Origin of the sequence: Paenimyroides marinum, assembly GCF_900108395.1 — a bacterium.
Classification (GTDB): Bacteria; Bacteroidota; Bacteroidia; order Flavobacteriales; family Flavobacteriaceae; genus Flavobacterium; species Flavobacterium marinum.
This window is the reverse complement of the sequence record NZ_FNXE01000018.1, coordinates 1-14,806: the sequence shown is the minus strand read 5'-3', so window position 1 is coordinate 14,806 and position 14,806 is coordinate 1. Positions and strand designations below refer to the sequence as shown.

The window sequence follows — 14,806 nt, the reverse complement described above, 5'->3', positions numbered from 1 at the left end:
GCTATTTATTTTTTTGTAATAATTGTTCTAAAATTTGTAATCCTTTCGGAGTAACAATTCCCCTTAAATGGTATTCTAATAATTTATAATTCAGTTCGTCTATAGATTGTGTACTTTGCAGATTAATAAACATTTCATCATTAAAAAAAGCCGTGGTACTTGCAAAAAATATTTTTCCTACAAAATCAATATCAATTTCTTTGCGGTAGTAACCTTGCTCAACACCATCGCGTAGATTTCGGAGAATTGTAAAATCGTAATTTTCATGCTTTTTTTGTTGAATACGCTCTGACAGCCTTGGATAATACTTATTAAATTGGTAAATGGTACTTGCCTGTATATTTTGACCAAATAGATCGCCTAAGCAATTTTTCATTTCAAAATGTTCGTGAATAGGCGTTTCGCAGTTGCCCGCAATACTTTTCATTTTGGCAGTTGCCGACTCAAAAACATAATCAACCGTTGCTTTGACCAATTCGCTTTTTGAAGAAAAATGCTGGTAAATCGTTTTTTTTGAAATACCCAATTCATTAGCGATATCGTCCATCGTCACCGACTTAAACCCATGTTTTATAAAAAGTCCTAAAGATTTATTTAAAATTGTTTCTTTCATTCTAATGAATAAATTTTGGGGCAAAGGTAAACAGGAAACTTTAAATACCAAAAAAGTTTCCAAAGTTTTTTTTAAAATTTTATTTAAATAATTAATTAGCTTACATTTGTACACATTAAAGAAGTTTATACCCTTATATGAATAATTTCATTGATTACAAAAACGCTGTTGCCGATTATATAAATCAGATTAATTTCAACAAAAATCCAAAGGAACTGTACGAACCTATAGGATATATTGCTAATTTAGGTGGTAAACGTTTACGCCCGTTACTTACGCTTTTTGCTGCGGAAGTTTTTGGCGCTGCACCAAATGAAGCTATTCACGCAGCGGTTGCTATTGAATTGTTTCATAATTTTTCATTGATTCACGATGATATTATGGATGATGCTCCTTTGCGAAGAGGTGAAAAAACCGTTCATGAAAAATGGAATCTGAATACGGGTATTTTATCCGGCGATGCCATGCTGATTCTTGCCTATCAATATTTTGAAAATTATGAGCCTGCTATTTTTAAAGATCTGGCAAAGCTTTTCAGTAAAACAGCTTTAGAAGTTTGTGAAGGACAACAATTAGATATCAATTTTGAAACCCGCAACAATGTCAGCATTCCGGAATACATCAAAATGATTGATTATAAAACGGCTGTTTTGGTGGGTGCTGCTTTAGAAATGGGCGCCATTGTTGCTAAAACAACACCATCAAATAAAGAGGCTATTTATAATTTTGGACGTCATTTGGGAATTGCCTTTCAATTACAAGACGATTATTTAGATGCTTTTGGCGAAACAGCCACTTTTGGTAAGCAAATTGGCGGAGATATTTTAGAGAACAAAAAAACGTATCTGTATTTAAAAACTCTGGAAAACGCTTCTGAAGAGGACAAAAAAGAGCTTGTTAAATGGTACGCTACAAAGGAAAACTCCCAGGAAAAGATCGATTCGGTAAAACAGTTATTCATAAAAACCAATGCCACAGGCGATATGCAGCTTTTAATTGAAGAATATACACAAAAAGCTTTACAGCAATTAGAAACCTTAGAAATTGCTTATCATTTTAAAGAAGAGCTGAAAGAATTCGCTGTTTCATTAATGAGTAGAACAGTATAAAAAAACGAGCAATTGCTCGTTTTTTGTTTAAAAATAAACCCGTATAAAAGGCATCCATGCTTGTGAGTACACAAAATTATCTTTTTGGTACAGCACATTATAACGTATCCCAATGGTAGCATTGCCCGATGTATATCCTGCACCTAAAAACAACGCCGTGTTCCAGAAGTTTTCTTTACTTTCCGGGTAATAATATTGATTTAAATAATATCCTTCAACCGTATTATTTACCCGCAGTTGTTCTAACTCTGCCGATAATTGAAAAAAATCTATCGGGTTGTATAGTGCAATAGCACTTGCCCCGTACGATGCACTTTCATAAAAACCTTTCGATTTCAGATAATTAAATTGTAATCCCACACCTGCAGAAAATTGCTCGGTTATGGGTTTAATAGCACTTGGTGCAACAGCAATGTTTGTATAACCGCTACCAAAACCCAAACCCAACGCACCGCCAAACTGTACATCGCTCCAAAAAGTAGTTGTTCTTGGCTGGTAAAAATCATCGTTTTGCTGTGCCGATACACTCAAAGTAGTCACCAGGCAAACAGTCATCGCACAAATAATTCTTTTCATGTTAAAAATCTAATTTTTGCTAATATATTAATTAATCAGTTAAATGTTTCTTAACAAACAAAAAATGTATTTTTCTCTGTAAAAACAGACAATTGTCAATAACAAAAAAATAATCGGTAAAATCGCAATAAAATAATAAAAGTGATAAAAAAAAGCTGTTTAAAAATAATATTGTTAAAAAAAGTATTTAAATTAAAATCAAAGTGATATAAAAATCTGTCTTAAACAAAAATTAAAACTATAAAACTGTATAAAATATTATATTATTAATTGAAACTGTTGTATTTTTGTGAAAATTTTTTAACGAAAAAAAAGAGTCATCAGACAAATATTATGGATAGGTTTTCCTTTTTAAACGCTGCGCATACCTCATTTTTTGCAGATTTATACGATCAGTATTTAACCAGCCCTGATAGTGTTGAACCAAGTTGGAGAAGTTTTTTTCAGGGGTTCGATTTTGCAAATGAATACAATGGCAGTCCGGTAGAACAATTATCAAATGCTTACGAAGGATCTGCTGAAACGGCAAAGTTAGCAGAAACAGTTAAAAAAGAATTTGCGGTTTTAAGGCTGATCGACGCTTACAGAACGCATGGGCACTTAGCAACCAGAACAAACCCTTTAATAGAAACAACAGGTACAAACTCTGAACTGTCTATTGAAAAATATGGTCTTTCCCAAGCAGATTTAAACGTTACTTTTGATGCTGCTTTAAGCATTAACTTACCTAAAAGTACTTTACAGCAAATTATTGATCATTTAGTAAATACTTATTGTACAACAATTGGTATTGAATATACGTACATTCCAAACGAAGACAAAGTTCAGTGGATTGCAAAATATTTTGAATCAAAATCAAATGATTTGTCAACGGATCAACAAAAGCATATTCTGGAAAAATTAGTAGAAGCAGCAGCTTTTGAAAATTTCTTCCATACCAAATATGTGGGGCAAAAACGTTTTTCTTTAGAAGGATTAGAAGCTACAATACCCGCATTAGACGCCATGATTGATGCTGCGGCAACTTCTGGTGTAGAAGATGTGGTTATTGGAATGGCACACCGTGGACGTTTAAATATCCTTGCGAACATCATGCAGAAACCTGCACAGAATATCTTTACAGAATTTGATGGAAAAGATTATGCCGATGTAGCTGATACGTTTGACGGAGATGTGAAATATCACTTGGGATACACTTCTGAAAAAACAACCGCTTCAGGCAAAAAAATCAATTTAAATTTAGCTCCGAATCCATCACATTTAGAAACCGTTGGTGCGGTAATCGAAGGTGTGGTGCGTTCAAAACAAGATAAATTATACCCAACCGATTTTTCAAAAGTATTACCTGTTGCATTACACGGTGATGCTGCGGTTGCCGGTCAGGGTATTGTGTACGAAATTGTTCAGATGAGCAAATTACGTGCTTACCAAACAGCAGGAACCGTTCATTTGGTATTAAACAATCAAGTTGGTTTTACAACAAGTTACAGAGATGCCCGTTCGGGTATTTACTGTACCGATGTTGCTAAAGTGGTTGCTGCACCTGTGGTTCATGTAAATGCCGATGATACCGAAGCTGCTGTAAAAGCTATGTTATTCGCTTTGGCTTACAGAATGGAATTTAAAGAAGACGTATTTGTTAATTTAGTTGGATACCGTAAATACGGGCATAACGAAGGTGACGAACCACGTTTTACTCAACCTATTTTATACAAACTAATTTCAAAACATCAAAACGCACGCAACATTTACAATGCACGCCTGCTTGAAAACAAAGTAATTGATGATGCATACGTAGGTGCTTTAGAAGATAAATACAAAGCAGTTTTAGAGGATAATTTAACAGCCGCAAAAGCAACTGAAAAAGCGACCGTAATTCCTTTTATGCAAAAAGAATGGGAAGGTTATCACATTGCAAATGCTGAGCGTATGTTGCAAACTTACGATACTAAAGTATCCCGTGAATTATTAGATGATATCGCACCTTCATTAACATCGTTGCCTGAAGATAAAAAATTCATCAATAAAATTTCAAAATTAATCAAGGATCGTTACACCATGTACTATGAAACCAATCGTTTAGATTGGGCAATGGGAGAATTATTGGCTTACGGCACCTTGATTTCCGAAGGTTTTGATGTACGTTTTTCAGGTCAGGATGTACAACGCGGTACATTCTCGCACCGTCATGCAGTGATTAAAACCGAAGATACCGAAGAAGAATACATCCCTTTAAACAATATCAAATCGCAAAACGGACAAATGCGCATTTACAACTCGCATTTATCTGAATATGCTGTTTTAGGTTTTGAGTATGGTTACGCCATGGCAAACCCGAAAGCACTGACCATTTGGGAGGCTCAGTTTGGAGATTTCTCTAATGGTGCTCAAATTATGATCGACCAGTACATTTCGGCGGCGGAAGACAAATGGGGAAGCCAAAACGGAATTGTGTTACTGTTGCCACACGGATACGAACACCAGGGAGCAGAACACTCGTCGGCTCGTTTAGAACGTTACCTGCAATTGTGTGCAAACCACAACATGTATGTAGCCAACTGTACCACACCGGCAAACCATTTCCACATGTTGCGCCGACAAGTGATTACCGATTTTAGAAAACCTTTGGTAATCATGTCGCCAAAATCATTGTTGCGTCATCCCGAAGCTACTTCAACCATTGAAGAATTAACCAGCGGTTCGTTCCAAACCATTGTTGACGATCCAAAAGTAGAAGATAAAAATGCTGTAAAAACATTGGTTTTTGTTTCAGGTAAATTCTATTATGATTTACAGGCAGAAAAACAAAACTTAGGCAGAAAAGATGTAGCTTTTGTACGTGTTGAACAATTATTCCCTTTAGATAACGAACAATTAAAAGAAGTAATTGCTTCATATCCTAACGTTGATGATTATGTGTGGGCACAAGAAGAACCACAAAACATGGGGGCTTACGGATATATGCTGATGAATTTTAATTTAGTGAAATTCCGTTTGGCGGCACCGGCACCGGCAGCAGCACCCGCGGCAGGTTCATCTGCTCGATCTAAAGAAAGATATGCACACGCAATTGCCAAAGTATTCGATAAAAATTTATAATTTTAGAACGTATTTCAAATAACAACAATATTAAATTAATATACTGATGAGTATCTTAGAAATGAAAGTTCCTTCGCCAGGGGAATCAATCACAGAAGTGGAAATTGCTACTTGGTTAGTAAAAGACGGCGACTATGTAGAGAAAGACCAAGCGATTGCTGAGGTTGATTCTGACAAAGCAACTTTAGAATTACCTGCTGAAGCAAGTGGTATCATCACGTTGAAAGCAGAAGAAGGTGATGCTGTGGCTGTGGGTCAGGTAGTTTGTTTAATCGACACAAGTGCTGCAAAACCATCTGGTACCGCACCTGTAGCCGAAGCTCCAAAAGCTGAAGAGAAAAAAGAAGAACCAAAAGCAACTCCGGCTGTTGCACCTGCACAATCTGCAACTTATGCAACAGGATCTGCATCACCGGCAGCTAAAAAAATATTAGAAGAAAAAAATATCGACGCCGGATCTGTTCAGGGAACCGGAAAAGACGGTCGTGTGACTAAAGAAGACGCTATTAACGCAGTTCCTTCAATGGGTACACCAACAGGCGGACCTCGCGGAACAGAGCGTAAAAAAATGTCGATGTTACGCAGAAAAGTGGCAGAACGTTTAGTAGAAGCCAAAAACACAACAGCAATGTTGACCACGTTTAACGAAGTTAATTTAACCGAAGTAAACAAATTACGTTCTGAATACAAAGACGCGTTTAAAGCAAAACACGGTGTTTCATTAGGTTTTATGTCGTTCTTTACAAAAGCAGTAACTCGTGCTTTGGAATTATTTCCTGATGTAAATTCAATGATCGACGGTCAGGATCAGATTAAATTTGATTTTGCTGATATTTCTATTGCCGTTTCAGGTCCAAAAGGATTAATGGTTCCGGTTGTTCGCAATGCAGAATTATTATCTTTCCGCGGTGTTGAAGCTGAAATCAAACGTTTGGCAACAAGAGCACGCGACGGACAAATTACTGTTGATGAAATGACAGGTGGTACGTTTACAATTACTAATGGTGGTGTATTTGGATCTATGTTATCAACACCAATCATCAACCCGCCACAATCAGGTATTTTAGGGATGCACAATATCATCGAACGTCCGGTTGCCGTAAACGGTCAGGTGGTTATCGCTCCAATGATGTATATCGCGTTGTCTTACGATCACAGAATCATCGATGGTCGTGAATCAGTAGGTTTCCTGGTAGCTGTTAAAGAAGCTTTAGAAAACCCAATGGAGTTGTTACTAAACAACGACCCTAAAAAAGCTTTGGAATTATAATATTTTATTGTTTTTTTATATCCCGAAAAGTCTTTCTAAACAGAAAGACTTTTTTTATTTCTTTTTGTAGCTTTGTTTTTTCTAATTCAAAAATACTTATGAGTTCAAAAAAATCGGCGGCAATTGGTTTTATTTTCATTACCATGCTGATTGATATTATAGGCATTGGGATTATTATCCCGGTCATTCCAAAGTTGTTACAAGAATTAAATCATTCTGATATCAGCGAAGCCGCTCAATTAGGTGGTTGGTTGGCATTTGCCTATGCCTTTACGCAATTTTTGTGTGCCCCGTTAATGGGCAGCCTGTCTGACAAATACGGTAGAAGACCTGTTTTATTGATTTCTTTAATGGCATTTGCAATCGATTATTTGGTTTTGGCAATGGCACCCAATGTTCCGTGGTTGTTTGCAGGTCGAATCATTGCCGGAATCACCGGAGCAAGTATTTCTACCGCAATGGCATATATTTCTGATGTAAGCACACCCCAAAACAAAGCCAAGAATTTTGGATTAGTAGGCGCCGCCTTTGGTATTGGCTTTATTATTGGCCCCGTAATTGGCGGTTTGTTGGGGCAATATGGTTCACGTGTGCCTTTTTATGCCGCCGCAGTTCTGTGTTTTGTAAACTTTATTTATGGATATTTTGTGCTGCCGGAATCGTTAAAACCTGAAAAACGCAGAATATTTGAATGGAAAGCGGCAAATCCCATTGGAGCATTATCCCGTTTAAAGAAATTTCCGAATATTATTGGTTTGGTAACCGCCATGTTTTTTATGTATTTTGCATCGCACGCAGTAAACGGAAACTGGAGTTTTTATACCATGTACCGATACCATTGGGACGAACGAATGGTAGGAATATCTCTGGGCGTTGTTGGTTTATTGGTTGCCATTGTTCAAGGTGGTTTGGTTCGATACATCAACCCTAAAATAGGTAACGGAAAAAGCATTTTAACAGGATTTTTTCTAAATGCCATCGGTCAGTTTTTAATTGCAGTGGCAACTCAAGAATGGATGATTTTCGTATTTTTAATTCCGTATTGCATGGGCGGATTGGCAGGTCCGGCAATTCAATCAGAAATTACAAATCATGTACCGTCAAACGAACAAGGGCAAATTCAGGGAACCTTAGCAAGTTTAAACAGTGCCACGGCAACTTTTGGACCTTTGGTAATGACAAGTATTTTTTATTACTTTACACATGACGATGCGCCGTTTAAATTTCCTGGGGCACCTTTTATTTTGGCAGCATTTTTAATGTTCGCCGCCTTAATTTTTGCATATAACAGCTTAAAGAAAACACAATCTATATAATGAGTAATTTTTATTACATAGACCGAAGCAAGGTTTCGTTTGAAGATTTTATCGCTTCGCCCGAAATCAAAAGTCATTTAATGACTTTTTTACACGAACAACAGTTTAAGCATTTGTTTGATGAATACAAAATTCCCGTATCGAACAAATTGTTGCTGTATGGCGACAGCGGTACCGGAAAAACAATGACCGCTAAAGTAATTGCCAATCATTTAAACAAAAAACTGATGATTGTGAATCTGGCAACCATTATCTCGTCAAAATTAGGTGAAACGGCAAAAAATTTAGATGCTTTATTTAAAGAGTCACAATACGAAAGTATGGTTTTGTTATTAGATGAATTTGATTCATTGGGACAAATCCGCGATTATGATAACAAAGATAATTCAGAAATGAAACGGGTGGTTAACGCCATTATTCAACTGATGGATTACTTTCCGCAGAAATCTATTTTAATAGCAGCAACCAACCAAATCCAAATGATTGACGAAGCGTTAAAGCGACGTTTTGAATGGCAGATTGCTTACGAAAAACCCGCCAATGATTTGTTAGATGATTTCTATGATACCTTACAAATTCCCATTCCCGAAAAATATCATCCTGACAACAGAAAATATCAGGTGTCGTATGCCGAAGCCAAAGATTTTTTCTACAAACAGGTAAAACAAAATATTATAAACGAACAATTGTCTTAAAATGGCAAACAATATAATGAATTGGCAACAGTTGTTGTCTTTAAAAAAATTTGGTGATAACCACATTCGTGAGCGTAAAGACGAAAACCCTTCGCGCGTGGGATTTGAAGTAGATTACGACCGTATTATTTTTTCTAATGCGTTTCGCAGTCTGCAAGACAAAACACAGGTGATTCCGCTTTCAAAAACCGATTTTGTTCACACGCGCTTAACGCACAGTTTAGAAGTTTCGGTTGTAGGTCGATCTATCGGTCGATTGGCTGGTGCACAGATTATTGGAAAATATCCCGAATTAACAGATTTAGGTTATACCATTAATGATTTCGGAGCCATTGTAGCGGCAGCTTGTTTGTGTCACGATATTGGAAACCCTCCGTTTGGACATTCGGGCGAAAAAGCCATAGGCGATTTTTTTAAGCACGGTGCGGGCGAAAAATTCCGATTGGATTTAGAACCGGCACAATGGCAGGATTTGATTGATTTTGAAGGAAATGCCAACGGTTTTCACATATTGACCGATTCGCGTCCGGGTGCTGAAGGCGGTTTACGAATTTCGTATGCAACTTTGGGGGCGTTTATGAAATACCCGAAAGAAAGTCTGCCTAAAAAGCCAACCAACGATATTTCCGACAAAAAATACGGTTTTTTTCAGGCAGATAAATCCGGTTTTGTAGATGTGGCAAACACCTTGGGATTGATAAAAAGAGAAGGTGAACGATTGCGGTATTTGCGCCATCCGTTAACCTATCTGGTTGAAGCTGCAGATGATATTTGCTATACCATCATTGATTTTGAAGACGGTATTAATTTAGGCTGGATCCCGGAAGAACACGCTTTGGAATTCCTTATTAAAATTGTAAAAAACAACATCAATTCAGTAAAATATGCCCAGCTTCAAACCAAATCTGAGCGAGTAAGTTATTTGCGCGCATTGGCAATTGGCAGTTTAATTAATGATGTGGTGCGTGTGTTTATGGAAAACGAAGAAGAAATCATGAAAGGGAATTTTCCGTTTGCATTAACCGATAAATGTGCTTATGTGGCACAAATGAAAGATATTATTACCATCAGCATTTCTAATGTGTACGAAAGTAAAGAAGTGGTTGAAAAAGAAGTGGTAGGCTATAAAGTTTTGCACACACTGTTAGAAAAGTTTATTGCCGCCGCTAATAATAAATTCAACGGTAAAGCAACACATTATGATGAATTGATTTTGAAACTTTTACCGGAACAATACCAAACCGAAAATGAAAGTTTGTATTTACGCTTATTAAATATTTGTCGTTTTATTTCATTATTAACAGACGGTAAAGCATTGGCGTTGTATCATTCTATTGTGGGGAGATAAATTACAAATCAAAGCCTGCATAATTTTTCAGTAATCATGCAGGTTTTATTTATTGCAACATTTATGATTTAATCATCTCAAATTTTATTTTACCTGAATGCTTTTTATTTGATTCAATAAACAGAATAAGATCCTTAAAACGTATTTTTAAAAGATAATTTTTTCCAATATAATACACCTGTAAAACTTCGGCTTCATAACCATTATCAACAACCTTTAATTGATCTGGACGAAGTAAAAGATCATTTTCATTTTTCATATAATTTGCGGGAATTACATTCACTTCTCCTGTTAAACGGGCAATGTATTCGTTTTTAGGGTTTTCGTAAATATTCTGTGGTGTCTTTTTTTCAATGATACTACCGTTTTTCATAACAATCACTTCATCAGAAAACATCAAAATTTCCTCGGGTGTATGCGATGTATAAAGAACGGTTATTCCTTTTTCTTTACAATACGCAAAAACATGCTGTGCCAATTTAGTCTTTTGATGATAATCAATATGCGAAAAAGGTTCATCAAGTAGTAAAACTTTGGGTTCTAATGCTAAAACTTTTGCCAAAGCGGTTCGCTGCATTTGTCCGCCACTTAAAAACTTAGCTTTGATTTTAGAAAATTCGTTCATTCCAACCAAAGTTAATAATTCGTTGATTCGTTCTCTTTTTTCTTTAAGATAAAAATTCGACAAAAACCTACCCACATTTTCTTCAACCGAAACAAAAGGCATCAAATCAAAATCTTGTGCCAGATATTTCATAAAATCCATTCCCGGAACCAAGTGATAAGCAGGTCCTAAAATTTGTTCATCATTCCAGAAAACAGTTCCGGAATCAGCATCAAGCAATCCATACATTAACTTTAACAAGGTAGATTTACCGCTTCCGCTGGCACCTATCAAGGCATACGAGTTCCCGGCTTTAAGTTGAAAATTTATATCAGTTAAAACAGGTTTTGTGGCATAAGAAAATGACAATTGATTTATTTTCAGCATAAATAAAAAGCGACCTAAGCCGCTTGATTAAATTATAAACTTGCCAGATAACGCTCGGCATCTAAAGCGGCAATACACCCCGAACCGGCTGCGGTAATTGCCTGGCGGTAATCTTTATCCTGCACATCGCCACATGCAAAAACGCCCGGAATATTGGTTTTTGAAGTTTTGCCTTCAGTAATTAAATAACCGGTTTCATCCATGGTTAACTGACCTGCAAATATATCTGTATTAGGCTTATGCCCAATAGCTACAAAAACTCCGGTTACAGCAATTTCTTTCTTTTCTCCGGTTTTATTATTCACTACCCTAACTCCGCTTACAATTTGTCCATCACCTAAAACTTCGTCAATTTCGGTATTCATCAAAATTTCGATATTCGGAGTATTTTTAACACGTTCTTCCATAATTTTTGAAGCTCGGAAATTTTCCGAACGTACCAACATCGTTACTTTTTTACATAAATGAGATAAGTAATGAGCCTCTTCACAAGCCGAATCACCTGCCCCTACAATAATTACTTCCTGATTACGATAGAAAAAACCATCGCATACAGCACAAGCTGAAACACCGCCACCCATTTGTAAATAATGTTGTTCTGATGGAATTCCCAAGTATTTTGCTGTTGCTCCCGTTGAAATAATTACTGTTTTCGCATGAATTTCTATTGTATCATTAATCCACACTTTTTTAATCTCTCCTGATAAATCAACTTTTGTAGCATAACCATCCCGAATATCTGCTCCAAAACGCTTAGACTGTGCCTGTAACTGCTGCATCATTTCAGGCCCTGTTACCCCATCCGGATAACCCGGAAAATTTTCTACTTCATTTGTAGTAGTTAATTGTCCGCCCGGCTGCATTCCCTGATACAATACCGGATTCATATTTGCACGAGCTGCATAAATTGCTGCGGTATAACCCGCCGGTCCAGAACCTATAATTAGGCACTTCACTGTTTCTATTGTTGACATATTTATTATTCTAATTTAGGTTTACAAAAATATGTATTTATGAATGGATATAAAAGAAAGTATTCTTTTAAATATCTATAATATAATCAATTGATTCTATTACGAAGTAATTTTAAAAAAAATAGCTCAAAAAAATTGATACAAAACAAAAAAACAATTACATTTGCACTCGCAATTAAAGATTATTCGGGGTGTAGCGTAGCCCGGTCATCGCGCCTGGTTTGGGACCAGGAGGTCGCAGGTTCGAATCCTGCCACCCCGACAACACTTACACTAAGTAAGGTCAAAAACCCTCAAATTCTATGAATTTGAGGGTTTTTTGTTTTATATTATATCAGGAAACCCCAATAAATATCAATCTAAATGTGAGTTAAACGGTGAGTCTTTTTAAGTTTTATATTTACTCACCGAATAGCTTATAAATAACTGTAAATCATTTATTTACAACATTTATTTTGATGCTATTTATTATTGTTTGACTTCTTTACTGCATCATATCCAATAGTTGGATTGAGAGAACTGCACTAAAGTGTATCAGTTGAACATAAAATAAATGGATATGAAGAGTAAAAACACTTTTGGGATTCAATTCGTGTTACGGTTGCCCAAGAACAAGAAAGATGAAATGGCCACTGTTTATGCAAGGATTACAGTAAACGGCCGTAGAACTGAAATTTCCTTAAAAAGCAAAGTATCGATCAACAATTGGGACGAAGTAAAAGGAAGAGCAAAAGGAAAACGCCAAGAAATCGTAAAGCTGAACAGCCACATGGAGCAGGTACGCTCCCTTATTTTCGATTGTTATCACCAGTTGGTGCAGCAAAATAAAACCGTTACCATTGAAGCGGTTAAATCTGTCTACCTAGGCGAGGACATAGAGGAAACAATGACTCTTCTAAAGCTAGTGGAATACCATAAACAAGTGGCAGTAAGTAAGCTTGCCCCCGGTACCATGAAAAATTATTATACCACCGAAACCTATATTCAAAAATTTATAAAACAAAAATATGGAAAAAAAGACATACCGTTGGATGAACTGAACTATCGGTTCATTTTGGATTTTGAAAACTTCCTTAATGACTACAAACCTAAAGATCATCATAAGCCCATAAATAATAATGGGGTGATGAAACATATGGAACGTTTGCGGAAGATGGTCAATTTGGCTGTTACGATGGATTGGCTGGTTAGGGATCCATTTGCCAAATACAAACTTCGGTTTGAAAAGGTAGAAAGAGGCCATTTGTCAAAAGAGGAGCTAACTGTTTTGCTTAATAAATCCTTTTCAATAGAGCGTCTGCAATCCGTGTCGGACATGTTCATTTTTAGTTGCTATACAGGTCTTGCTTACATCGACATTTTTAACCTGACCCCTGAAAATATTTCAAAAGGAATCGACGGAAAAGATTGGTTGACGACAAAAAGACAAAAGACCGATACAACGGTTCGAGTTCCTTTGCTGCCCGAGGCTTCAGATCTTCTTAAGAAGTACAGAGGGCATCCGGTAGCTGAGGCGAATGGAACGATCTTCCCTGTCATATCCAACCAGCGAATGAACGGTTATTTAAAAGAGATCGCAGAAATTTGCGGCATCAATAAAAATTTAACGTTCCATCTCGCAAGGCATACTTTTGCTACAACGGTGACATTAAGCAATGGTGTGCCAATTGAATCGGTGAGTAAAATGCTTGGCCATACATCTATACGTACCACCCAAATTTATGCTAAGGTGTTGGAACATAAGCTAAGTGAGGATATGCACAAGTTAGAGGTTAGAATGGCTTCCCAGGATTAGATACTTCTAGGTCATTATTGAAATGAAACGAGGTAAGGTTGTAATTTTAATGGATGTAATACTATATGTGTGCCTTTGGACGCCAAATGCAACCACTGACTGCCATGTTGATCAATTCGTAGATACTTTTAGGTTCATTTGTATCCGTAAAGACAGAAAAGACCACAAATCAATTCTGTTCTAGAGGAGAGAATTTAGAAACATTAAAAAGCAGCGCAAATGAAAGTAGAACTTATCACTAAAGAAGACTTAGATAGCTTTAAAAAGGAACTTCTTGAAGAAATCAGGAGAAATAGACCACATCCGAGAAAAGCCGAAAAAGAGCCTCGGGAATGGCTCAAGAGTTACGAGATCCGAGAATTATTGGGGATTTCAGCGGGGACACTACAAAACCTTCGGCTAAACGGAACGTTACCCTTCACGAAAATCGGTGGATTGATGTATTATCGGTATGAAGATATCCGGAAACTAATGGATGGTGTTGATGGGAGTTAGGGATTAAAATATTAAAAAATAAATGATAGCAAGCAGGATTTGACGATCCTGCTTTTTTTTGCCCGTACTTTTTGCAGCCAAAGTACATTTACCTCCCATAGCAATATCCTCGCAGTAAAAGAGCTTTCCGGCTATTTCTGAAACAGAAATTTTTAAAAAAAACCTCTCCGCTATTCCCATTTTCAGATATTTTTAAAATCCCTGTTCTGTGGTTTTGAGAACCACACCTTAAGAAAACATTTATCAATCCGACGAATTGGAAGTATTATTTCAATTCAAAACAGACCATTTTCTAGTGCAATTTTCTCGGCTTCCACATTTATTTTATTCAAAGAAGCCTGTATGCACTATTGTCCCATTTCAAGAGCAAAGGTATTTCCGTGTTCTTAACACCGCCAAAAGGTCAAGCAAGTTTGAAAAAAAAATCTCCACCCGTTGGGTAGTATTTATTTTTCAAAACCTTGTGTCGGCTAAACACGAACCTTTTATGCTCGTGAAACGAAACATAGCATACTCCGGCTCTTT

12 protein-coding genes and 1 tRNA gene are annotated in these 14,806 nt (G+C 36.6%); 9 read left to right on the top strand and 4 right to left on the bottom strand.

Features of this window, described 5'->3' with window-relative positions; all coding sequences use genetic code 11:
* Position 1 precedes the first annotated feature (1 nt).
* The gene (locus BLW20_RS07305) at positions 2-613 is read right to left on the bottom strand and encodes a TetR/AcrR family transcriptional regulator (protein ID WP_091098295.1); all 612 of its coding nucleotides are present in this window, start codon (positions 611-613) and stop codon (positions 2-4) included.
* A gap of 137 nt (positions 614-750) precedes the next feature.
* On the opposite strand from BLW20_RS07305, the gene BLW20_RS07300 reads away from it, so the two are divergent.
* Positions 751-1,722: a polyprenyl synthetase family protein gene (locus BLW20_RS07300; RefSeq protein WP_091098291.1), complete on the top strand. Its 972-nt coding sequence runs from the start codon at positions 751-753 to the stop codon at positions 1,720-1,722.
* A gap of 27 nt (positions 1,723-1,749) precedes the next feature.
* Here BLW20_RS07300 and BLW20_RS07295 read toward each other — a convergent pair whose 3' ends face one another.
* Positions 1,750-2,298 carry a hypothetical protein gene (locus tag BLW20_RS07295; protein WP_091098287.1) on the bottom strand — a complete coding sequence of 183 codons (549 nt, stop codon included), beginning with the start codon at positions 2,296-2,298 and terminating at the stop codon, positions 1,750-1,752.
* A gap of 333 nt (positions 2,299-2,631) precedes the next feature.
* On the opposite strand from BLW20_RS07295, the gene BLW20_RS07290 reads away from it, so the two are divergent.
* From BLW20_RS07290 to dgt, 5 genes are all read left to right on the top strand, one after another.
* Entirely contained in the window at positions 2,632-5,397 is a 2,766-nt protein-coding gene (locus tag BLW20_RS07290; protein ID WP_091098284.1) for a 2-oxoglutarate dehydrogenase E1 component, read from the top strand.
* A gap of 46 nt (positions 5,398-5,443) precedes the next feature.
* Entirely contained in the window at positions 5,444-6,667 is a 1,224-nt protein-coding gene (gene odhB / locus BLW20_RS07285; protein WP_091098281.1) for a 2-oxoglutarate dehydrogenase complex dihydrolipoyllysine-residue succinyltransferase, read from the top strand.
* A 98-nt stretch (positions 6,668-6,765) separates the two neighbouring features.
* On the top strand, positions 6,766-7,983 hold the full coding sequence (locus BLW20_RS07280) for a TCR/Tet family MFS transporter (RefSeq protein ID WP_091098277.1): 1,218 nt from the start codon (positions 6,766-6,768) through the stop codon (positions 7,981-7,983).
* Positions 7,983-8,678: an AAA family ATPase gene (locus tag BLW20_RS07275; protein ID WP_091098273.1), complete on the top strand. Its 696-nt coding sequence runs from the start codon at positions 7,983-7,985 to the stop codon at positions 8,676-8,678. Before BLW20_RS07280 ends, BLW20_RS07275 begins: the two co-directional genes overlap by 1 nt.
* Positions 8,679-8,694: 16 nt before the next feature.
* Positions 8,695-10,026, top strand: a complete 1,332-nt coding sequence (gene dgt / locus BLW20_RS07270) for a dGTP triphosphohydrolase (protein ID WP_177165051.1) — start codon at positions 8,695-8,697, stop codon at positions 10,024-10,026.
* Between the two features lie 61 nt (positions 10,027-10,087).
* Here dgt and BLW20_RS07265 read toward each other — a convergent pair whose 3' ends face one another.
* Positions 10,088-11,017 carry an ABC transporter ATP-binding protein gene (locus BLW20_RS07265; protein WP_091098270.1) on the bottom strand — a complete coding sequence of 310 codons (930 nt, stop codon included), beginning with the start codon at positions 11,015-11,017 and terminating at the stop codon, positions 10,088-10,090.
* A 32-nt stretch (positions 11,018-11,049) separates the two neighbouring features.
* On the bottom strand, positions 11,050-11,991 hold the full coding sequence (gene trxB / locus BLW20_RS07260; protein WP_091098266.1) for a thioredoxin-disulfide reductase: 942 nt from the start codon (positions 11,989-11,991) through the stop codon (positions 11,050-11,052).
* Between the two features lie 187 nt (positions 11,992-12,178).
* Between trxB and BLW20_RS07255 the strand changes: the two genes are divergently transcribed.
* The 3 genes from BLW20_RS07255 to BLW20_RS07245 all read left to right on the top strand — a co-directional run bounded on the left by BLW20_RS07255 (position 12,179) and on the right by BLW20_RS07245 (position 14,281).
* Positions 12,179-12,253 (top strand) — tRNA-Pro (locus tag BLW20_RS07255).
* A gap of 297 nt (positions 12,254-12,550) precedes the next feature.
* Positions 12,551-13,786 carry a site-specific integrase gene (locus tag BLW20_RS07250; protein ID WP_037459845.1) on the top strand — a complete coding sequence of 412 codons (1,236 nt, stop codon included), beginning with the start codon at positions 12,551-12,553 and terminating at the stop codon, positions 13,784-13,786.
* 219 nt (positions 13,787-14,005) lie between these two features.
* The gene (locus BLW20_RS07245) at positions 14,006-14,281 is read left to right on the top strand and encodes a helix-turn-helix domain-containing protein (RefSeq protein WP_002993139.1); all 276 of its coding nucleotides are present in this window, start codon (positions 14,006-14,008) and stop codon (positions 14,279-14,281) included.
* Positions 14,282-14,806: the final 525 nt, after the last annotated feature.